18 protein-coding genes are annotated in these 19062 nt (G+C 71.3%); 3 read left to right on the forward strand and 15 right to left on the reverse strand.

Annotation, left to right across the window (positions count from 1 at the left end; all coding sequences use genetic code 11):
* Position 1: 1 nt before the first annotated feature.
* The 5 genes from ruvX to MRBLMI1_RS03955 all read right to left on the reverse strand — a co-directional run bounded on the left by ruvX (position 2) and on the right by MRBLMI1_RS03955 (position 6085).
* Complete coding sequence (ruvX, locus tag MRBLMI1_RS03935; protein WP_367726832.1) at positions 2 to 475, reverse strand: Holliday junction resolvase RuvX; 474 nt, start codon at positions 473 to 475, stop codon at positions 2 to 4.
* Positions 472 to 3141, reverse strand: coding sequence for an alanine--tRNA ligase (gene alaS / locus MRBLMI1_RS03940; protein WP_367726833.1), 2670 nt, complete (start codon positions 3139 to 3141; stop codon positions 472 to 474). The genes ruvX and alaS overlap by 4 nt, the downstream gene beginning before the upstream one ends.
* A 59-nt stretch (positions 3142 to 3200) precedes the next feature.
* Positions 3201 to 3500 carry an ATPase gene (locus tag MRBLMI1_RS03945; protein WP_367726834.1) on the reverse strand — a complete coding sequence of 100 codons (300 nt, stop codon included), beginning with the start codon at positions 3498 to 3500 and terminating at the stop codon, positions 3201 to 3203.
* A 349-nt stretch (positions 3501 to 3849) separates the two neighbouring features.
* Positions 3850 to 4479: a 30S ribosomal protein S4 gene (gene rpsD / locus MRBLMI1_RS03950; RefSeq protein WP_367726835.1), complete on the reverse strand. Its 630-nt coding sequence runs from the start codon at positions 4477 to 4479 to the stop codon at positions 3850 to 3852.
* Between the two features lie 187 nt (positions 4480 to 4666).
* Positions 4667 to 6085 carry a replication-associated recombination protein A gene (locus MRBLMI1_RS03955; protein ID WP_367726836.1) on the reverse strand — a complete coding sequence of 473 codons (1419 nt, stop codon included), beginning with the start codon at positions 6083 to 6085 and terminating at the stop codon, positions 4667 to 4669.
* A 109-nt stretch (positions 6086 to 6194) separates the two neighbouring features.
* On the opposite strand from MRBLMI1_RS03955, the gene MRBLMI1_RS03960 reads away from it, so the two are divergent.
* The 3 genes from MRBLMI1_RS03960 (at position 6195) to MRBLMI1_RS03970 (ending at position 8508) form a co-directional block, all read left to right on the forward strand.
* Positions 6195 to 6536, forward strand: coding sequence for a dioxygenase (locus MRBLMI1_RS03960; RefSeq protein WP_367726837.1), 342 nt, complete (start codon positions 6195 to 6197; stop codon positions 6534 to 6536).
* Between the two features lie 67 nt (positions 6537 to 6603).
* Positions 6604 to 7878 carry a DUF349 domain-containing protein gene (locus MRBLMI1_RS03965; protein ID WP_387054844.1) on the forward strand — a complete coding sequence of 425 codons (1275 nt, stop codon included), beginning with the start codon at positions 6604 to 6606 and terminating at the stop codon, positions 7876 to 7878.
* Between the two features lie 93 nt (positions 7879 to 7971).
* Positions 7972 to 8508 (forward strand): type IV toxin-antitoxin system AbiEi family antitoxin, encoded by a 537-nt coding sequence (locus MRBLMI1_RS03970; protein WP_367726839.1) that lies wholly within the window; start codon positions 7972 to 7974, stop codon positions 8506 to 8508.
* Between the two features lie 88 nt (positions 8509 to 8596).
* On the opposite strand, the gene MRBLMI1_RS03975 is transcribed toward MRBLMI1_RS03970, so the two are convergent.
* From MRBLMI1_RS03975 to pdxS, 10 genes are all read right to left on the reverse strand, one after another.
* Positions 8597 to 10849 (reverse strand): RelA/SpoT family protein, encoded by a 2253-nt coding sequence (locus tag MRBLMI1_RS03975; protein ID WP_367726840.1) that lies wholly within the window; start codon positions 10847 to 10849, stop codon positions 8597 to 8599.
* Between the two features lie 250 nt (positions 10850 to 11099).
* Positions 11100 to 12086 carry a protein translocase subunit SecF gene (gene secF, locus MRBLMI1_RS03980; RefSeq protein ID WP_367726841.1) on the reverse strand — a complete coding sequence of 329 codons (987 nt, stop codon included), beginning with the start codon at positions 12084 to 12086 and terminating at the stop codon, positions 11100 to 11102.
* Positions 12086 to 13795 carry a protein translocase subunit SecD gene (secD, locus tag MRBLMI1_RS03985; RefSeq protein WP_367726842.1) on the reverse strand — a complete coding sequence of 570 codons (1710 nt, stop codon included), beginning with the start codon at positions 13793 to 13795 and terminating at the stop codon, positions 12086 to 12088. The genes secF and secD overlap by 1 nt, the downstream gene beginning before the upstream one ends.
* Positions 13796 to 13840: 45 nt before the next feature.
* Positions 13841 to 14299, reverse strand: a complete 459-nt coding sequence (locus tag MRBLMI1_RS03990; RefSeq protein ID WP_367726843.1) for a preprotein translocase subunit YajC — start codon at positions 14297 to 14299, stop codon at positions 13841 to 13843.
* Positions 14300 to 14379: 80 nt separating this feature from the next.
* Positions 14380 to 15426, reverse strand: a complete 1047-nt coding sequence (ruvB, locus tag MRBLMI1_RS03995) for a Holliday junction branch migration DNA helicase RuvB (protein ID WP_367726844.1) — start codon at positions 15424 to 15426, stop codon at positions 14380 to 14382.
* Positions 15419 to 16039 (reverse strand): Holliday junction branch migration protein RuvA, encoded by a 621-nt coding sequence (ruvA, locus tag MRBLMI1_RS04000; protein ID WP_367726845.1) that lies wholly within the window; start codon positions 16037 to 16039, stop codon positions 15419 to 15421. The genes ruvB and ruvA overlap by 8 nt, the downstream gene beginning before the upstream one ends.
* A 9-nt stretch (positions 16040 to 16048) precedes the next feature.
* Positions 16049 to 16651, reverse strand: a complete 603-nt coding sequence (gene ruvC, locus MRBLMI1_RS04005) for a crossover junction endodeoxyribonuclease RuvC (protein ID WP_367726846.1) — start codon at positions 16649 to 16651, stop codon at positions 16049 to 16051.
* Between the two features lie 48 nt (positions 16652 to 16699).
* Positions 16700 to 17458 carry a YebC/PmpR family DNA-binding transcriptional regulator gene (locus tag MRBLMI1_RS04010; RefSeq protein WP_367726847.1) on the reverse strand — a complete coding sequence of 253 codons (759 nt, stop codon included), beginning with the start codon at positions 17456 to 17458 and terminating at the stop codon, positions 16700 to 16702.
* Between the two features lie 10 nt (positions 17459 to 17468).
* Entirely contained in the window at positions 17469 to 18086 is a 618-nt protein-coding gene (gene pdxT / locus MRBLMI1_RS04015) for a pyridoxal 5'-phosphate synthase glutaminase subunit PdxT (RefSeq protein WP_367726848.1), read from the reverse strand.
* The gene (gene pdxS / locus MRBLMI1_RS04020; protein WP_367726849.1) at positions 18076 to 18966 is read right to left on the reverse strand and encodes a pyridoxal 5'-phosphate synthase lyase subunit PdxS; all 891 of its coding nucleotides are present in this window, start codon (positions 18964 to 18966) and stop codon (positions 18076 to 18078) included. Before pdxS ends, pdxT begins: the two co-directional genes overlap by 11 nt.
* Between the last annotated feature and the right edge of the window lie 96 nt (positions 18967 to 19062).

The following is a 19062-nucleotide window of genomic DNA, read 5'->3' on the forward strand; positions in this document are numbered from 1 at the left end:
CTCAGGCGGGCTCCCGTCCCGGGGAAAGAGCGGGTCCGGCCGGCTCGCCGGACTGTCGCTCTACGTCGAGCGCCTGCTGCAGCAGCACCACAGCGGCGACTTGATCCACAATGCTACGAGAATCACGCTGAGAACGCCCCGCTTCGCGCAGAAGGCCATGCGCCGAGACCGTGCTCAGACGCTCGTCGACCAGCCGGACCGGCATCGGCAGGACGGCCGCGAGGTCCGCGGCGAAGGTCCGGGCGTCCGCCGTCGAGGGGGTGTCGCCCCCGCTCAGGCTGAGCGGCAGACCCACCAGCACCTCGAACGCCTCGTACTCCGCGGCCAGCGCCGCGATGCGGCGCACGGGCTCCTTCTTGCGCGGCACCGTCTCGACGGGCACGGCGAGGAGCCCGTCCGGGTCCGACCGGGCGACGCCCACCCGGGCGCGTCCCACGTCGATCCCCAGACGGATGCCGCGACGGAACTCCGTCACGCGATGGTCGCCCGCACGTCGGCCTGGACCCCGTCCAATGCGCGCGGGAGGGCGGCGGCATCCGTCCCTCCGCCCTGCGCGACGTCGGGACGTCCGCCGCCACCGCCGCCGAGGACACCGGCGGCCGCCTTGGCGAGGGCCCCGGCGGCCAGGCCGCGCTCGCGGGCGGCCTCGTTGGTCACGACGACGACCGTGGCCCGGCCGTTCGCGACGCTGCCGAGGGCCACGACAGCGGCCTCCGAGCCGAGACGGTCGCGCACCTGGAGGGCGAGCGAGCGCAGGTCGTCGGCGCTCGCGCCCTCGCCGAGCGACTGCGCGACGACACGGACGGAGCCGACGGCCACGGCCGTGTCGACCAGCTGCGGCAGACGGTCGGCCAGCGCGCGGGCCTCGAACGCGGCGATCTTCTTCTCGGCGGCCTTCAGACTCGCGGCCAGCTCCGCGATGCGGGCGGGCAGCTGCTCGCGCGGGGTCTTCAGGCTGGAGCTGAGCTGCGACACGATGGCGCGCTCGGAGGCCAGATCGCGGAAGGCGTCGAGCCCCACCAGCGCCTCGACGCGGCGATTGCTCGCCCCGACCGAGGACTCGCCGACGAGGTTGACGAGTCCGATCTCGGCGCTGCGCGCCACGTGCGTGCCGCCGCAGAGCTCGCGCGACCAGGGTCCGCCGATGTCGACCATGCGGACGGTGTCGCCGTACTTCTCGCCGAACAGCGCCATGGCGCCGGCGGCCTTCGCCTCGTCGAGCGACATCACGCGCGTCGTGACCTCGAGGTTGTCGCGGACCGCGTTGTTGGCGATCTCCTCGATCTCGCTGCGGGTCTCGGGCGACAGCGCCGCGCTCCAGCTGAAGTCGAAGCGCATGTAGCCGGCGCGGTTGAGCGAGCCGGTCTGCGTGGCGGTCTTGCCGAGGGTGTCGCGGATGGCCGCGTGCACGAGGTGCGTGGCCGAGTGCGCCTGCTGCGCGGCGTGACGGTTGAGCGCGTCGACGACCGTGGTGGCCGGGGCGCCCAGCGCCACCTCGCCGGAGGTCACCTCGACGGTGTGGCTGATGAGTCCGGGGACCGGGCGCTGGACGTCGAGCACCTCGAGCTCGTAGCCGGGGCCCACGATGACGCCCTTGTCGGCGACCTGACCGCCGGACTCGGCGTACAGCGCGGTCTCGGCGAGGATGACCTCGGCGATGCGCCCCTCGGCCGCACGGTCGGCCGGGCGGCCGTCGATGAGGATGCCGAGGACGCGCGACTCCGTCTGCACCTCGGTGTAGCCGGTGAAGACCGTCTCGCCCAGGGCGCGGAACTCGCGGTAGGCGCTCTGATGGGCGATGGCGCCCTTGCGGGAGCGGGCGTCGGCCTTGGCCCGCGCGCGCTGCTCCTGCATGAGCGTGTCGAACGCGGCGCGGTCGACGCTGAGGCCCTGCTCCTCGGCGATCTCGAGCGTGAGGTCGATGGGGAACCCGTACGTGTCGTGCAGCAGGAACGCCTCGGAGCCCGAGAGCTCGGTGGCGCCGTCGCTGCGAGCCTCGGCGACCGACTGGTCGAGGATCGCGGAGCCGGCGGCGAGGGTGCGCAGGAACGTCTGCTCCTCGGCGACGGCGTAGGCGGACAGGCGCGCCCAGTCGGACTCGACCTCGGGGTAGGACTCCTTCATGGCATCCCGCGCGGCGGCGAACAGCTCGGGGAACGTCGCGCCCTCCACGCCCAGCAGGCGCATGGAGCGGATGGCGCGGCGCATGATGCGGCGGAGGATGTAGCCGCGCCCCTCGTTCGAGGGGGTCACGCCGTCGGCGAGCAGCATGAGCGAGGAGCGGACGTGGTCGGCGACGATGCGCAGCCGGACGTCGTCCTCGTGCGACTCGGCGCCGTAGGCCTTGCCCGCCAGCTTCGCCGCCAGGTCGAGCACGGGGCGCACCTGGTCGGTCTCGTACATGTTGTCGACGCCCTGCTTGATGAACGCGATGCGCTCCAGGCCCATGCCGGTGTCGATGTTCTTGGCCGGCAGCTCGCCGACGATGTCGAAGTCGTACTTCGACCGCACGTTCGTGATCTCGTACTGCATGAACACGAGGTTCCAGATCTCGACGTAGCGGTCGTCGTCGGTGGCGGGGCCGCCGTCGATGCCGTAGGCGGGACCGCGGTCGAAGAAGATCTCCGAGCAGGGCCCGGCGGGGCCCGGCAGGCCCGTCGACCAGTAGTTCGTGTCCTTGCCGAGGCGCTGGATGCGCTCCTCGGGGAGGTCCGTGAGCTCGCGCCACAGGGCGTGCGCCTCGTCGTCCTCCTCGTACACCGTGACCCACAGGTCCTTCGGGTCGAAGGCGAGACCGCCGTCCTCCTCCGGGGAGGTCAGCAGCTCCCAGGCGTAGCGGATCGCGTCGCGCTTGAAGTAGTCGCCGAACGACCAGTTGCCGAGCATCTGGAAGAACGTGCCGTGGCGCGGCGTCTTGCCGACCTCTTCGATGTCGTTGGTGCGGATGCACTTCTGCACGTCCGCGGCCCGCGGGTACGGCGGCGGGACGACGCCGCTGAGGTACGGGATGAAGGGCACCATGCCGGCGACGGTGAACAGCAGGGCCGGGTCGTCGGTGACGAGCGAGGCCGACGGGACGATCGTGTGGTCCTTCTTCTCGAAGAAGTCCAAGAAGCGCTGGGCGATCTCAGCTGTTTTCATGTCGGGTCTTTCCGTGCGCGGGCGTGGCCGCCCCGGTGAGGGGGACGGGATGCCAGGGGTCAGTCGGAGGGGGAGACGGTCGTGCGCACCGCGGCGGCGGCGTCGCCCACGGCGTCGGCGGTCGTGTCGACCGTCGCGTCCACGGCGGTGCCCGCGGCGTCCTTGGCGTCGTCGATGAGGCGGGAGAGCCGGGTCTCCTGCTCGTGGTACGCGTCGCTCATGCGGTCGGTGAACTCGCCGATGCGGGAGTCGAGCTGCGCGAAGAGCTCCTGACCGCGCGGGTCCTTGTTGACCAGGTGGGCGGCGACGAAGCCTCCGGCGATGCCCAACACGAACCAGACGAGGCTTCTCACGATCACCACTTCTTCCTCGAGCGAATGCCGCGGTCGCGGCATCCCTTCATCGTAGGCGACGGCCCCGGCCCCGCGTGTCCGCGCGCTCGGGCCTCGGCGGGTGAAATCCGGCGCCCTCCCTCGCCGATAAACGCGTCCTGCCCCGGGAAACGCAGGGTGCGCACGTTTCTCAGGGAAGCCAGCGTTTATCGGGATGGATGCCACGGCAACGACAGCAGGCCGGGCGAGAACCCGACCGAGAACGACAGCAGGCCGGGCGAGAGCCCGACCGAAGACGACAGCAGGCCGGGCGAGAACCCGACCGACGACGACGAAGGGCGCCGGGAGAACCCGGCGCCCTTCTGTGCTCGCTGGATCAGCGGGCGGCGTAGTACTCGACGACGAGCTGCACGTCACAGGTGACGGGCACCTCGGCACGCTTCGGGCGACGCACGAGGCGCGCCTGGAGCGTCGAGAGGTCGACCTCGAGGTAGCCCGGGACCGGGGGCAGGACCTCGGCGTGACCGCCGGCGGCTGCGACCTGGAAGGGCTCGAGGCCCTCGCTCTTGGGCTTGACGTGGATCTGCTGACCCGGCTTCACGCGGAACGACGGGCGGTCCACGAGCTGGCCGTCGACCAGGATGTGGCGGTGCACGACGAGCTGGCGGGCCTGGGCGGTGGTGCGGGCGAAGCCCGAACGCACGACGAGGGCGTCCAGACGCATCTCGAGCAGCTCGACCAGGTTCTCACCGGTCAGGCCGTCGGTGCGGCGGGCCTCGTTGAACGCGATGCGCAGCTGCTTCTCGCGGATGCCGTACTGCTCGCGCAGACGCTGCTTCTCACGCAGACGGACGGCGTAGTCGCTGTCGGCCTTGCGCTTGGTGCGGCCGTGCTCGCCGGGAGCGTAGGGACGCTTCTCGAGGTAGCGGGCGGCCTTGGGGGTGAGCGCGACGCCGAGGGCGCGCGACAGACGGACCTTGCGGCGGTCCTGGGACTTCGTTGCCACGAAGTGCTCCTTCCGATGACGTGACCGCGCCTTTCGCGGTTCACGGACGTATCGCCCCCTTCCGCCCGTTCCGCAGCGCACGCCGGGGCGCACCGGAAGGTGATCTCAGGAAGAGGGGGATGCCCGAAAACCCTGTTTCGAGCCGATTCATGCTACCAGAGCGGCCCGGACGACCGGTGTGCGTCCGTCACTGCCCCTCGAGGATGCGGCGGATCTTCTCCAGGCGCGCGGCGACGTCGCGCTCGGCGCCGTGACTCGTGGGCTGGTAGTACCGCGTGCCGCGCAGCTCGTCGGGCAGGTACTGCTGCGCGACGATGCCGATCTCGCTGTCGTGCGCGTACTTGTAGCCCTTGCCGTGGCCGAGCCGCTTCGCCCCCGGGTAGTGCGCGTCGCGCAGGTGCATCGGGACGCGCCCGAAGCCCCCTCGGCGCACGTCGGCGATCGCCGCGTTGATGGCGTTGTAGGCGGCGTTGGACTTGGCCGTGGTCGCGAGGTAGACGGTGGCCTCGGCGAGCGGGATCCGCCCCTCCGGCATCCCGATGAAGGCGACGGCGTCAGCCGCGGCGACGGCGATCTGCAGGGCCTGCGGGTCGGCCATGCCGATGTCCTCGGCGGCGGAGATGACCAGGCGACGGGCGATGAACCGCGGATCCTCCCCCGCCTCGATCATGCGCGCGAGGTAGTGGATCGCCGCGTCGGCGTCGGAGCCGCGGATGGACTTGATGAAGGCGCTGATGACGTCGTAGTGCTCGTCGCCCTGCCGGTCGTAGCGCAGCAGCGCGCGGTCGACGGCCTGCGCGATGTGGTCGGCCGTGATCGTCGCGGTCCCGACCTCCGCCGCGGGCGGCGCGCCGGCCTCGTCCTCTTCGTCGTCGTCCGCGTCGGCGGCATCCCGGGGCACGTCCCCCTCGGCGCCCGCCTCCGCGTCGTCGACGGCGACGGATGCCGCGGCCTCCAGAGCCGTGAGCGCCCGGCGCGCGTCACCGGAGGCGAGTCGGACGAGGGCCGCACGCGCGTCGTCCGTCAGCTCCACCCGGCCGTTCAGGCCGCGCGGGTCGGACACCGCCCGGTCGACCAGGGCGCCCAGGTCGTCGTCGCCCAGCGGGCGAAGAGTGAGGAGCAGCGAGCGTGAAAGCAGGGGTGAGATGACCGAGAAGGACGGGTTCTCGGTCGTCGCGGCGATGAGGATGACCCAGCCGTTCTCGACGCCCGGCAGCAGCGCATCCTGCTGGGCCTTGGTGAAGCGGTGGATCTCGTCGAGGAAGAGGATCGTCGACTGCCCGTAGAGGTCGCGCTGGGTGAGCGCCTCCTGCATGACCTCGCGGACGTCCTTGACCCCCGCGGTGATCGCCGACAGCTCGACGAAACGCCGCCCCGAGGACCGGGCGATCGCCTGCGCCAGCGTCGTCTTGCCCGTCCCGGGCGGGCCCCACAGGATGACGGACACGGCGGACGCTGACGCCGACGAGTCCGTCGTCGCCAGGGTCACCAGCGGTGACCCGGGCCGCAGCAGGTGCCCCTGACCGGCGACCTCGTCGAGGCTCGTGGGCCGCATCCGCACGGCGAGCGGCGTCTGGCCCTGGAACAGGGCGTGCGAAGGGGTCACCCGACCAGGCTAACCGTGCCCGCCGACACGGGCGGGCGTCCGCTTTGTCCCGCCGCGGGCCCGCTGAATAGGATCGACGGAGCCCGCGAACGGGCGCGAGGAGGTCGACGTGGCGACGGGTGGCAAGGACCGGCAGAGCCGGGAGCAGCGGGAGCGTGCGCGGATCTACCAGGCGCGGCGGGACCTGCACGAGCGGACCATCCGGCGACGCACCCGCGACAACGTCCTCGCCGCGGTGATCGGCGGGCTCGTCGTGCTCGCCGCCGTCGGCGCGCAGACCGCCTACTTCGTCGCGGGTCCGGGAGCGCCCGCGCCGGTCCCGTCCGAGACGGCGACGCCGCAGCCCTCCTCGTCGGAGACGCCCGCGCCGTCGGAGACGCCCGCTCCGTCGGAGACCCCCTCCCCCTCGGACGCGCCGAGCCCCGAGGCCACCCCGACGACCGCCCCCTGATCCTGTCGGCGGCCCGCCGGGCGTACTAGGCTCGGAGGGTCCTTCTCCCCCAGGCGGCGTTGCCGCGATGAGGTGCTACTCCGTGACTTCCGAGCCCACTCCCGAGACCGTCGACCAGCCGCAGCCGTGGGGCCGCGTGGATGACGACGGCACTGTTTCCGTCCGCGAGGGCGATGACTGGCGCGTCGTCGGTCAGTACCCCGACGGCACCGCGGACGAGGCGCTCGCCTACTACGAGCGCAAGTACGCGGACCTCGCCAGCGAGGTCACGCTCCTCGAGGTGCGCTCCCGTCGCGGGGGCGCCTCCGCCTCCGACCTGCGGTCCACCGCCAAGACGGTGCGCGGCAAGCTCGACGGCGCCGCCGCGGTCGGCGACCTCGCGGCGCTGGTCACCCGCGTCGAGGCGCTCACCGCGCAGTTGTCGGAGGCCACCCAGGCCGAGTCCGCCGCCGCCAAGGAGGCGGTCGACGAGGCCGTCCGCGAGCGCACCGCCATCGTCGAGCAGGCCGAGGCCTACGCCGCGCGCGACCCGCAGACCGTGCAGTGGAAGCAGATGACCGCCGACATGACGGCCCTCTTCGACCGCTGGCAGGCGCACCAGCAGAACGGTCCGCGCCTGCCGAAGTCCACGGCCCAGCAGCTGTGGCGCCGCTTCCGCGATGCGCGTGCGGTCGTCGACCGTCACCGTCGCGAGTTCTTCTCGGCGCTGGACGAGACCCACAAGTCGGCGCGCGACGCCAAGACCCGCCTCGTCGAGCGCGCCGAGGCCCTCGCGCCGCGCGGCGAGGACGGCATCGGCGCCTACCGCGACCTCCTCGACCAGTGGAAGGCCTCCGGTCGCGCCGGCCGCAAGGTCGACGACGCGCTGTGGGCCCGTTTCAAGGCCGCCGGCGACGCGCTCTACAGCGCGCGCGGTGAGCGCGAGGCCGCCGACGCCGAGGCGTCGAAGGAGAAGATCGAGCAGAAGAAGGTGCTGCTCGAGCAGGCCGCTCCCATCGTCGACGTGAAGGACCTGGCGACCGCCCGTCAGCGCCTCACCGCCATCCAGCGCCAGTGGGACGAGATCGGCCGCATCTTCCCGCGCGACAAGGAGCGTGCGCTGGACGACGAACTGCGCAAGATCGAGCAGAGCGTGCGCACCCGCGAGGACGCCGACTGGAAGCGCAACGACCCGGAGCAGAAGGCACGCGCCAACGACATGACCCGTCAGCTGACGGACGCCATCGACAAGCTCGAGGCGGAGCTGGCCGACGCTCAGGCCCGCGGCGACAAGCGCGCGGAGGCGCAGGCGTCCGAGGCGCTGGAGGCCCGTCGCACCTGGCTGCGCGCCCTGGGCGGCTGACACCTCCTCCCCACCTGACGCGGCGCCCGCGGTTGTCCACAATGGATGCCGCGGGCGCCGCGTCGTGTCCGGCGGTGACGCACACTGCTAGGCATGGCATCCCCGTTCCTGTTCTTCCCCGGTGATCCGCTCACCGAGTCCGAGCTGCGCGCCGCGTGCCTCGACGGTCTGCTCGTGCCGCTCGGGGCCGGATTCATGCACGCCGACGCCGCGGAGACGGCATGGATGCGCGCGGCGAGCCTGCGGCCGCTGCTCGGCGACGCCCTCGCCGCGACACGGCTGACCGCGGCGTGGATCCACGGCGCCCTGGACGTCGAGCCCGTCCGCCACGAGGTGCAGCGGGCCGTGCCGCGGCGGTCGACCGATGCCCGGCGGCTCTCCGTGGCCTACCGCGACATGCAGATCGACGACGGCGACCTCGAGACCGTCGCCGGCGTGCGGGTGACCAGCGTCGCGCGGACACTGGCCGACCTGGCGCGATCGGAGGATCCGGTGCATCTCGAGGCGGCATCCCGATGGCGCGACGGCGACCGCGCCGCCGTCATCCGGGCACGGGAGTGGCTGGCGGGGGCGCGTCGCTTCCCCGGCAAGCGGCGGGCGGCGGCGCTGCTGGGCGAGGCGTCCTCGTGACGCCGGCTCGTCGCTCTGCGACGGCGCCACGGTGCGGAGACGCCCCGCGTCCGCCACCGCGCCCCGAAGAGGGACGCGCCGCGCGTCGTCAGGACGACGTGACGCGGTAGACGTCGTAGACCGCGTCGATGCGCCGCACCGCGTTCAGCACGCGGTCGAGGTGCACGGTGTCGCCCATCTCGAACACGAACCGGCTGATCGCCAGGCGATCGTTGTTCGTCTGCACCGACGCCGTCAGGATGTTCACGTGGTGCTCGCTCAGCACGCGGGTGACGTCGCTGAGCAGTCCGGAGCGGTCCAGCGCCTCGACCTGGATCTGCACGAGGAACACGCTCTTCGTCGTCGGCGCCCACTCCACGTCGATGAGACGCTCGGGGTCCTCCCGCAGCGACTTGACGTTCGTGCAGTCGTCGCGGTGCACCGACACGCCGCTGCCGCGGGTGACGAAGCCCACGATCTCGTCGCCGGGGACGGGCGTGCAGCACTTCGCGAGCTTGACGAGGATGTCGGGCGCACCGCGGACCAGGACGCCGGAGTCGCCGCCGCGCGGGGCGCGGGAACGGCCGATCTGCGGCAGGTCGATGGGTCCGGTCGAGGTGTCCTCGGCACTGACGAGGGCGGTGACCTTCTCGATCACCGACTGCGTCGACACGTGTCCCTCGCCGACCGCGGCGTACAGAGCCGACACGTCCTCGTAGTGGAACTGCCGGGCGACCTCGGTGAACGAGTCCTGGTTCATCAGGCGCTGCAGCGGCAGATTCTGCCGGCGCATGGCGCGGGCGATGGAGTCCTTGCCCTGCTCGATGGCCTCCTCGCGACGTTCCTTCGTGAACCAGCCGCGGATCTTGTTGCGCGCCCGCGTGCTCTTGACGAAGCCCAGCCAGTCCTGGCTCGGCCCGGCGTCGGGGTTCTTGGAGGTGAACACCTCGACGACGTCGCCGCTCTGCAGCTCCGACTCGAGCGGTACGAGGCGTCCGTTGACCTTGGCCCCCATCGTGCGGTGGCCGATCTCGGTGTGCACGGCGTAGGCGAAGTCGACGGGCGTCGCACCGGTCGGCAGCCCGATCACGCGCCCCTTGGGCGTGAAGACGTAGACCTCCTTCGCGCCGATCTCGAAGCGCAGGGAGTCGAGGAACTCCCCCGGGTCGGCCGTCTCGGCCTGCCAGTCGGAGATGTGGGCGATCCACGCCATGTCGGCGTCCACCGCCTTGGCGTCGGTCTTCCCGCCCGCCATCCGCTCCTTGTACTTCCAATGCGCCGCGACGCCGAACTCGGCCTGCTGGTGCATCTCGTTGGTGCGGATCTGGATCTCGACCGTGCGCCCGCCGGGACCGATCACCGTGGTGTGCAGCGACTGGTACAGGTTGAACTTCGGCGTGGCGATGTAGTCCTTGAACCGGCCCGGCAGCGGCGTCCAGCGCGCGTGGATCGCCCCCAGGACGGCGTAGCAGTCGCGCACCGTGCCGACGAGGATCCGGATGCCGATGAGGTCGTAGATGTCGTCGAACTCGCGACCTCGCACGACCATCTTCTGGTAGACGGAGTACAGCTGCTTGGGTCGGCCCATCACGCGTCCGCGTACGCGGAGCTCACGCAGGTCGGCATCCACGTTGTCGATGACCGTCTGCACGTACTGCTCGCGCTGCGGTGTGCGCTGCTTGACGAGGCTCTCGATCTCCGCGTACAGCTTCGGGTGCAGCACGGCGAACGAGAGGTCTTCGAGCTCGGACTTGATCGCCTGGATGCCGAGACGGTGGGCGAGCGGGGCGTAGATCTCGAGCGTCTCAGTAGCCTTCTTCGCCGCCTTGTGCGGCGGGACGAAGCCCCACGTGCGCGCGTTGTGGAGGCGGTCGGCGAGCTTGATGAGCAGGACGCGGATGTCGCGCGACATCGCGACGATCATCTTGCGGACGGTCTCGGCCTGCGCGCTGTCCCCGTACTTGACGCGATCCAGCTTGGTCACGCCGTCGACGAGCATGGCGACCTCGTCGCCGAAGTCGGCGGCCAGCTCGTCGAGCGGATAGCCGGTGTCCTCGACCGTGTCGTGCAGCAGCGCCGCCGCGATCGCCTTGGGCCCGAGACCGAGCTCGGCGAGGATCTGGGCCACGGCGAGCGGGTGCGTGATGTAGGGCTCGCCGCTCTGACGCTTCTGACCGTCGTGCGCTTTGTCCGCCACGGCGTAGGCGCGCTCGATGATGACGAGATCGCCCTTGGGGTGGTGCGTGCGGACGGTGCGCAGCAGCTTGTCGACGTCGTCGCGGCGGGCGGCGCGCGAGAAGATGCGCGGCACGAGGCGCCGGAGAGAGGACGTCTGCGACCCGGCCGGAACGGTCTCGGTCATTCGGCCTCCCCTGGAAACGCCATGAAGCTCAATCCTACGCCCGCCGCGCCCCTCCCCCGCGCGCCGCTGGTCACCCGTCCCACAGCGCCCCTGCAGGACGAACGGCGAGATGGATGCCACAGCCGTCCCTCCCGCACCCACCCGCCCCACCGGCCCTGCAAACGCCCCCGTCCGCGCAGCGCCGGCAGCGTCCCGGAAACGCCGCGGGCCCCCGACCGAGGAGGTCGAGGGCCCGCGGGCAGGAAGGACGTCAGGCGGTGACGACCGCGCGCTCGCGCGCGTCGAGGACACGGGCGTCGCGCTGGGCGATCGGCGCCTCCTTCTCGCGCAGCAGGGCGTACAGCGGCACCGCCACGAACAGCGTCGAGTACGCCGCGATGATCGTGCCGACGAAGATCGACAGCGAGATGTCGCTCAGCGTCCGGGCACCGAGCGGCACGCCGATGAACAGGATCGCGCCGACCGGCAGCACCGCCACGACGGTCGTGTTGATCGAGCGGATGAGCGTCTGGTTCGCCGCGAGGTTGACCGACTCGGCGAACGTGCGCCCCGAGATCTCCCCGTCCTCGCGGGTGTTCTCCCGGACCTTGTCGAAGACGACCGTCGTGTCGTACAACGCGTACGACAGGATCGTCAGGAAGCCGATCACCGCCGCCGGGGAAATCTCGAACCCGAAGAGCGCGTAGACGCCGATGGTGATGACGAGGACGTCGACGAGGCCCACGATGGCGGCGACGGACATCTTCCACGTGCGGAAGTACACGGCGAGGATGATGAACGTCAGGGCGAGGAAGATCGACAGACCCCACAGCGACTGCCGGGTCACGTCGGCGCCCCACGTGGGTCCGATGAACGAGTTGGTGATCTCGCTCGTCGGCACCTCGTACGCCTCGGACAGCGCGGCCGAGACGGCCTGCGTCTGGTCGTTGGTGAGCTGATCGGTCTGCACCCGCACGGCCTGGTCGCTGATGACGCTGACGCGGGTCTGCGCGCCGGGCACGACGGACGTGACCGCCTGGGTCGCCGTGTCCTGCTCGAGCGACGCGGGGTTGGAGACCGTGAACTGCGATCCGCCGGTGAACTCGATCGAGAACTGGACGGGCCGGAACAGCGGCACGAGGGCCGCCCCGATCACGAGGACTGCGGCGATGATGAACCACAGGCGGCGGCGCTGGACGAACGGGAAGGACGTCTTCCCGGAGTACAGGTCGTTACCGAGCTGAGTCATGGAACGCATCAGTTGTCGCCCTCCTTGGGGCCGCTCTCGCCGCGGCTCGCCGCGGCCAGCTCGGCCTGCTTGCGTTCGGCGATGGTCTGCCGGCGGGCGGCCTCGCCGCGCGAGCGCGAGGCGCGGCCGCGCGGCGCGGAGACCGGAGCCCGGAACTGCGCACGACCGCGGTAGACCGCCCCGAGCGCCTCCGGGTTCATGCCCGACAGCGCGTGGCCGGAGCCGAAGAACCGGGTCCGCGCCAGCAGCTGCATGACCGGGTGCGTGAACAGGATGAAGATCAGGATGTCGATCGCGGTCGTGAGACCGAGGGTGAACGCGAAGCCCTTCACCGTGGCATCCGCGAGGATGTACAGCACCACCGCGGCCAGCACGTTGATGGACTTCGAGATGTAGATCGTGCGCTTGGCGCGATCCCATCCGTCCTCGACGGCCGAGGTGATGGACTTGCCGTCGCGCAGCTCGTCGCGGATGCGCTCGAAGTACACGATGAACGAGTCCGCCGTGAAGCCGATGGTGACGATCAGACCGGCCACACCCGCCAGCGACAGGCGGAAGCCCATGCGCCAGGCGAGGATGCACAGCGTGATGTAGGTCAGCACCGCCATCACGCCGAGCGAGGCGATGATGACCATGCCGAGCGCGCGGTAGACGATCAGCGAGTAGATCGCGACGAGGCCGAGGCCGATGAGACCGGCGATGAAGCCGACCTGAAGCTGCTGAGAGCCGAGGGTCGCCGACACGGTGTCGGAGCTGACGACCTCGAAGCTGAGCGGCAGCGCACCGTACTTCAGCTGGTCCGCGAGGGCCTTGGACGACTCCTGGTCGAAGCTGCCGCTGATGCTCGGGCGTCCGTCGAGGATGATGCCGTTCATCGACGGCGCCGAGAGCACGCTGCCGTCGAGCACGAACGCGAACTGGTTGAGCGGCGGCTGCGCGCCGTACAGGCGCTGGCTGATCTCGCCGAAGGTCTGCGTGCCGGCGTCGTCGAAGCTCAGGTTGACGGTCCACTGGCCGGTGGTCTGCTCCTGGCCGTTGGTGGCGTCGGTGATCGACGAGCCGTCGAGCTCGACAGGGCCGAGGATGTACTTGACGTCGCCCTGGGTGCTGCACGTGATGAGCGGCTGGTCCGTGGGCGCCTGCGCCGGATCGTTCTCGGGGTTCGCGCAGTCGTACGCGAGGAACTGCGCCTGCAGCGCCGGGGTGATCCAGGACGGGTCGCTGCCGTTCGTTGGCGACGCGGTCGGCTCGGACGGGAGCGCCGGATCGGGCGACGGGTAGGGCGTCGCGCTGCCGTCCTCACCGACGAACGTGTTGGCCGGGGCTCCGGTGAAGAGCACGGCGCGCAGCTGCAGCTGGGCGGCGTTCTGGATGCGCTCGCGCGTGGCCTCGTCGGCCTCGCCGGGGATCTGGACGACGATGTTCTGGCCGCCCTCGGTCGCCACGTCCGCTTCGCCGACGCCGGAGGCGTCGACACGCTGACGGATGATCGACACCGCCTGCTGCATCTGCTCGGTGTCGGGGGTGGCGCCGTCGGTGGTCTGCGCGGCGAGGATGATCTGCGTCCCGCCCTGCAGGTCGAGGGCGAGGTCGGGGCTCCAGGAGCTCTGCTGGAAGGCGTACACGCCCAGCGCGTTGATGCCGAAGAGCACGCCGGTGATGGCGAGCAGTCCGGTCAGCGCGCGCCAGGCATGGCGAACGGGTGTCGAGGGCGCCACGATGTCGGCTTTCTGTGCGGCGGGGAACGGAGGGCGAGCGGGGGCTCAGGCCTGGGGACGGTCCTTGTCGTCGCGCTCGGTGTCGGCGACGTTCTGGCGGGAGGTGCGGTGGTCGTCGCTGAGCGAGCTGATGTCGCCGTCGGCGACGCCGGCCACGTACTCGGCCTCGGACTCCTCGGCGGCGATGAGCTCGTCCTCGGTGACGAAGCCCTCGGTGGGGCTCACGATGCGCAGCACCGCCTGGCTGTGCACCTTGATGACGACGCCCGGGGCGATCTCGACGTGCGCGGGCTTGTCGAGGTCCTCGCCGTCGTAGTCGACGATGGTGCCGTAGAGGCCGCCCTGCAGCAGGACCTCCGCGCCGGGGACCGTCTGACGGGCCTTCTCCTCCTGCTCGAGCTTCTGCTTCTGCATGCGGCGGCGCGAGCTGTAGAACATGAAGACCAGCAGACCGATCAGCAGGATGATCAGGCCGTAGTTGGCGAAGAAGCTCGCGAAGTCCATGGAGGCGGTGCACCTTTCGGGTCAGGCGCGCCGTGCGGCACTGCCTAGCGGGGGGTGGGGAATCCCTCGCCGAGTATAGGTCATGACCCCGACGTGAACCGGAGGAGACCGTCGGGCAGCGGGGCGCCGAGGTGGTCGTACGCCTCCGGCGTGGCGACGCGCCCCCGCGGGGTGCGCCCGAGGAAGCCGATCCGCACCAGGTACGGCTCCACGACCGACTCGATGGTCTCGGGCTCCTCGCCCACCGCCACGGCGAGCGTGCTGAGCCCGACCGGCCCGCCGCGGAAACGGCGCACAACCGCGTCGAGCACCGCCCGGTCGAGGCGGTCGAGCCCGATGGCATCCACGTCGTAGAGGTCCAGCGCGGCACCGACGGTGCGCAGGTCGGCGTCGCCGGCATCCGTCCCGGCCGACGGCCCGTGGACGACGAGGTAGTCGCGCACGCGTCGCAGCAGCCGGTTCGCGATGCGGGGGGTCCCGCGCGAGCGGCGGGCGATCTCGGACCGTGCGGTCCCCGGCAGCCCGACGTCGAGCATGGATGCCGACCGCGACACGACCCGTTCGAGCTCCTCGGGCTCGTAGTACTCCAGGTGCGCCGTGAAGCCGAAGCGGTCCCGCAGTGGATTGGGCAGCAGCCCCGCGCGCGTCGTCGCGCCGACGAGGGTGAAGGGCGCCAGGTCGAGCGGGATGCTCGTCGCCCCCGCCCCCTTGCCGACCATGATGTCGATGCGGAAGTCCTCCATCGCGAGGTACAGCATCTCCTCCGCGGAGCGCGCCATGCGGTGGATCTCGTCGATGAACAGAACCTCGCCCGGCGTGAGGGAGGACAGCAGGGCCGCGAGGTCGCCGGCGTGCTGGATCGCCGGTCCGCTGGAGAGCCGGAGCGGGCGCCCGCTCTCGTGCGCCACGATCATCGCGAGCGTCGTCTTGCCGAGTCCCGGCGGACCGGACAACAGGATGTGGTCGGGCGAGCGCTGCTGGATGCGGGCGGCGTCAAGCAGCAGCTGCAGCTGGCCGCGCACCTTCTGCTGGCCGACGAAGTCGGCGAGCGACGTCGGGCGCAGGGCGCCCTCGATCGCGAGCTCGGTCTCGTCGTCGGGCGCGCCGGCGTCGCGGACGTCAGCCACCCACGCTCTCCTTGCGCGCGGGACCGAGGAGCGCGAGCGTCAGGCGCAGCAGCGACTGGACCGACGCGCGGTCGGCGTCGCTGGCGTCCTCGGCGACGGATGCCACGGCCTCGGCCGCGACGCGTTCGCTCCAGCCCAGCCCGACGAGGGCCTGCGTCACCTGCACCGGGACCTGGCCCTGCGCGGCGACCGCGGCGGGCGCCTCGACGGGGACGACCGCGAGCTTGCCGGCCAGCTGCACGACGATGAGCTTCGCGGTCTTGGGGCCGATGCCGGACACGCGACGGAACGGGGCGTCGTCGTCGTCGGCGACGGCCTGGGCGATCTGCGGCACGGTCAGCGACGACAGCACACCGAGGGCGGACTTCGGGCCCACTCCGGTCACGCCGATGAGCTGCGTGAAGACCGTCAGCTCCTCGCGCGTGGCGAAGCCGTAGAGCGACAGCGCGTCCTCGCGGACGATGAGCGTGGTGTGCAGGTGCACGTCGTCGCCGACATGCGTCTGACGCGACACCTGCGGAGTGACGGCGACCGAGAACCCGACGCCGCCGACCACGACGACGAGGGCGTCGTCCGCGACGTGGGCGGCCGTCCCGTGCAGCGAGGAGATCATCCTGGCATCCTATGCGCTGGTTCGTACATGTGTTCGAGCGACACGCGTCGGCGGGGTGCGCTTCTTCTCGGCATCCCGCCAGGCCTTCTGCGCCGGGGTGAGCGCGTCGTCCCCGGATGCCGCGGCCGCTCCCCCGCGCCACGCGTGGCACAGGGCGATGGCGAGGGCGTCGGCCGCGTCGGCGGGCTGCGGCAGGGCGTCCAGGCGCAGCACGCGCGCGACCATGGTCTGCACCTGCAGCTTGTCGGCGGAGCCGTAGCCGGTGATCGCGGCCTTCACCTCGCTGGGGGTGTGCGTGGCGGCGGTGAGGCCGTGCTCGGCGGCGAGCAGGAGGGCGATCCCGCTGGCCTGAGCCGTCCCCATCACCGAATGACGGTTGTTCTGCGCGAACACGCGCTCGACGGCGACGACGTGCGGCTCGTGGGCGACGAGCACCTCGCGGATCCCGGCCGCGATCGCCGCCAGACGCTTCTCGATCGGATCGCCCGGCGCCGACCGGGCCACTCCGACGTGCACGAGCGAGGCCGTGCGGTTCGGAGAGACGTCGACGACGCCGATGCCGCAGCGCGTGAGGCCGGGGTCGATGCCGAGGACGCGGAGGGAACGGGACACGGCCCCCACGCTAAGCGCAGGGGCCGTGTCGGAGCAGAGGGCGCGCCCTTACTCGTCGTTCTCGAGCTCGGCCTGCACCTCGGGGGTGAGGTCGAAGTTGGTGAAGACGTTCTGCACGTCGTCGCTGTCCTCGAGCGCGTCGATGAGACGGAAGACCTTGCGGGCGGTGTCGGCGTCGACCTCCACCTTCAGCGAGGGGACGAACTCGACGTCGGCGGAGTCGTACTCGATGCCGGCGTCCTGCAGCGCGCTGCGGACGGTGACCAGGTCGCTCGCCTCGGTGATGACGCCGAAGCCCTCGCCGTGCGGCTCGACCTCCTCGGCGCCGGCCTCGAGCACGGCGAGCATCACGTCGTCCTCGGTGGTGCCCTCGGACGGCACGACGATGACGCCCTTGCGGCTGAAGTTGTAGGCGACGCTGCCCGGGTCCGCCAGGGTGCCGCCGTTACGGCTGAGCGCGGTGCGCACCTCGGCCGCGGCGCGGTTCTTGTTGTCGGTCAGACACTCGATGAGGAACGCGACGCCGTTGGGGCCGTAGCCCTCGTACATGATCGAGGTGTACTCGACCGCGTCGCCGCCGATGCCCGCACCGCGCTTGATGGCACGGTCGATGTTGTCCTTGGGGACCGAGGTCTTCTTCGCCTTCAGCACGGCGTCGAAGAGGGTCGGGTTGCCCTGCAGGTCCGCTCCGCCGAGCTTGGCGGCGACCTCGATGTTCTTGATCAGCTTGGCCCACGACTTGGCGCGGCGGGAGTCGATGACCGCCTTCTTGTGCTTGGTCGTCGCCCATTTGGAGTGTCCGGACATGCTCTCCAGTCTAGAGCGCGGGGGCGCCCGCGCCGCTGCGGACCCGGACCCGGTCGAGGAACCGGGCGTGGAAGCGCGTCTCGCCCGTCGACTCCGGGTGGAACGCCGTGCCCAGCAGCGCGCCCTGTTCGATCGCGACGACCCGCCCGTCGGGGAGGGATGCCAGGGGGGTGGCATCCGGTCCCCACTCCACCACCACGGGGGCGCGGATGAACGCGGCGTGCACCAGCGGAGCGCCGAGGGCGGGGACGTCGAGGTCCGTCTCGAACGACGCCGTCTGGCTGCCGAACGCGTTGCGGGCCACGCGCGCGTCGAGGCCGCCGAAGGTCTGCTGACCCTCGATGCCGCCGTCGATGCGGTCGGCCAGCAGGATCAGCCCCGCGCAGGTGCCGAAGACGGGCAGGCCGTCCGCGATCGCGGCGCACAGGGGCTCGCGCATGCCGAACGCGCGGGCGAGCTTGTCGATGACGCTGGACTCGCCGCCGGGGAGGATGAGCCCGTCCACGCCGGCGAGCTCGTCGGGGCGACGCACCGGACGGGCGTCGGCCCCGAGGCCCTGCAGGACGCGGACGTGCTCGCGCACGTCGCCCTGCAGGGCGAGCACGCCGACCCGGGGCTTACCAGCCACGCTCGGCGAGGCGGTGCGGGGCGGGGAGGTCGGCGACGTTGATGCCGACCATCGCCTCGCCGAGCCCGCGGGAGGCCTCGGCCACGATCTTCGGGTCGTCGTGGAACGTGGTCGCCTTGACGATGGCGGCGGCGCGCTGCGCGGGATTGCCGGACTTGAAGATGCCCGAGCCGACGAAGACGCCGTCCGCGCCGAGCTGCATCATCATCGCGGCGTCCGCGGGCGTGGCCACTCCCCCGGCGGTGAACAGGACGACGGGCAGGGTCCCGGTCTCGGCGATCTCGGCGACGAGCTCGTACGGCGCCTGCAGCTCCTTGGCGGCGACGTACAGCTCGTCCTTCGTCTTGGCGCGGAGGGCGTTGATCTCGCTGCGGATGGTGCGGATGTGCTTCGTGGCCTCCGAGACGTCGCCGGTGCCGGCCTCGCCCTTGGAGCGGATCATCGCCGCGCCCTCGGTGATGCGGCGCAGGGCCTCGCCGAGGTTGGTGGCACCGCAGACGAAGGGGACGGTGAAGTTCCACTTGTCGATGTGGTTGACGTAGTCGGCGGGCGAGAGCACCTCGGACTCGTCGATGTAGTCGACGCCGAGCTCCTGCAGGATCTGCGCCTCGACGAAGTGCCCGATGCGCGCCTTCGCCATGACCGGGATGGAGACGGATGCCACGATGTCGTCGATCAGGTCGGGGTCGCTCATGCGCGCGACGCCGCCCTGGGCGCGGATGTCGGCGGGCACGCGCTCGAGCGCCATCACGGCGACGGCGCCGGCGTCCTCGGCGATGCGGGCCTGCTCGGCGGTGACGACGTCCATGATGACGCCGCCCTTCAGCATCTCGGCGAGGCCGCGCTTGACGCGCGAGGTTCCGGTCGCGGTGTCCGACATGTCGTCTCCGTCCTGACGCTTCGGGGCGTCGATTTATTGGCTTAGGCCAAAAATTACCACGACTCAGGACGTAGGCTGACCGGGAACGGCGACACC

Origin of the sequence: Microbacterium sp. LMI1-1-1.1, from assembly GCF_040815675.1 — a bacterium.
Lineage (GTDB): Bacteria > Actinomycetota > Actinomycetes > Actinomycetales > Microbacteriaceae > Microbacterium.

What these genes read in the sequence shown, in the direction of transcription:
- alaS (WP_367726833.1), bottom strand. Translation starts at nt 3,141, where the DNA reads ATGAAAACAGCTGAGATCGCCCAGCGCTTCTTGGACTTCTTCGAGAAG.
- MRBLMI1_RS03965 (WP_387054844.1), top strand. Translation starts at nt 6,604, where the DNA reads ATGAGGTGCTACTCCGTGACTTCCGAGCCCACTCCCGAGACCGTCGAC.
- MRBLMI1_RS03970 (WP_367726839.1), top strand. Translation starts at nt 7,972, where the DNA reads ATGGCATCCCCGTTCCTGTTCTTCCCCGGTGATCCGCTCACCGAGTCC.
- MRBLMI1_RS03975 (WP_367726840.1), bottom strand. Translation starts at nt 10,849, where the DNA reads ATGACCGAGACCGTTCCGGCCGGGTCGCAGACGTCCTCTCTCCGGCGC.
- secF (WP_367726841.1), bottom strand. Translation starts at nt 12,086, where the DNA reads ATGCGTTCCATGACTCAGCTCGGTAACGACCTGTACTCCGGGAAGACG.
- MRBLMI1_RS03990 (WP_367726843.1), bottom strand. Translation starts at nt 14,299, where the DNA reads ATGGACTTCGCGAGCTTCTTCGCCAACTACGGCCTGATCATCCTGCTG.
- ruvA (WP_367726845.1), bottom strand. Translation starts at nt 16,039, where the DNA reads ATGATCTCCTCGCTGCACGGGACGGCCGCCCACGTCGCGGACGACGCC.
- MRBLMI1_RS04010 (WP_367726847.1), bottom strand. Translation starts at nt 17,458, where the DNA reads ATGTCCGGACACTCCAAATGGGCGACGACCAAGCACAAGAAGGCGGTC.
- pdxS (WP_367726849.1), bottom strand. Translation starts at nt 18,966, where the DNA reads ATGTCGGACACCGCGACCGGAACCTCGCGCGTCAAGCGCGGCCTCGCC.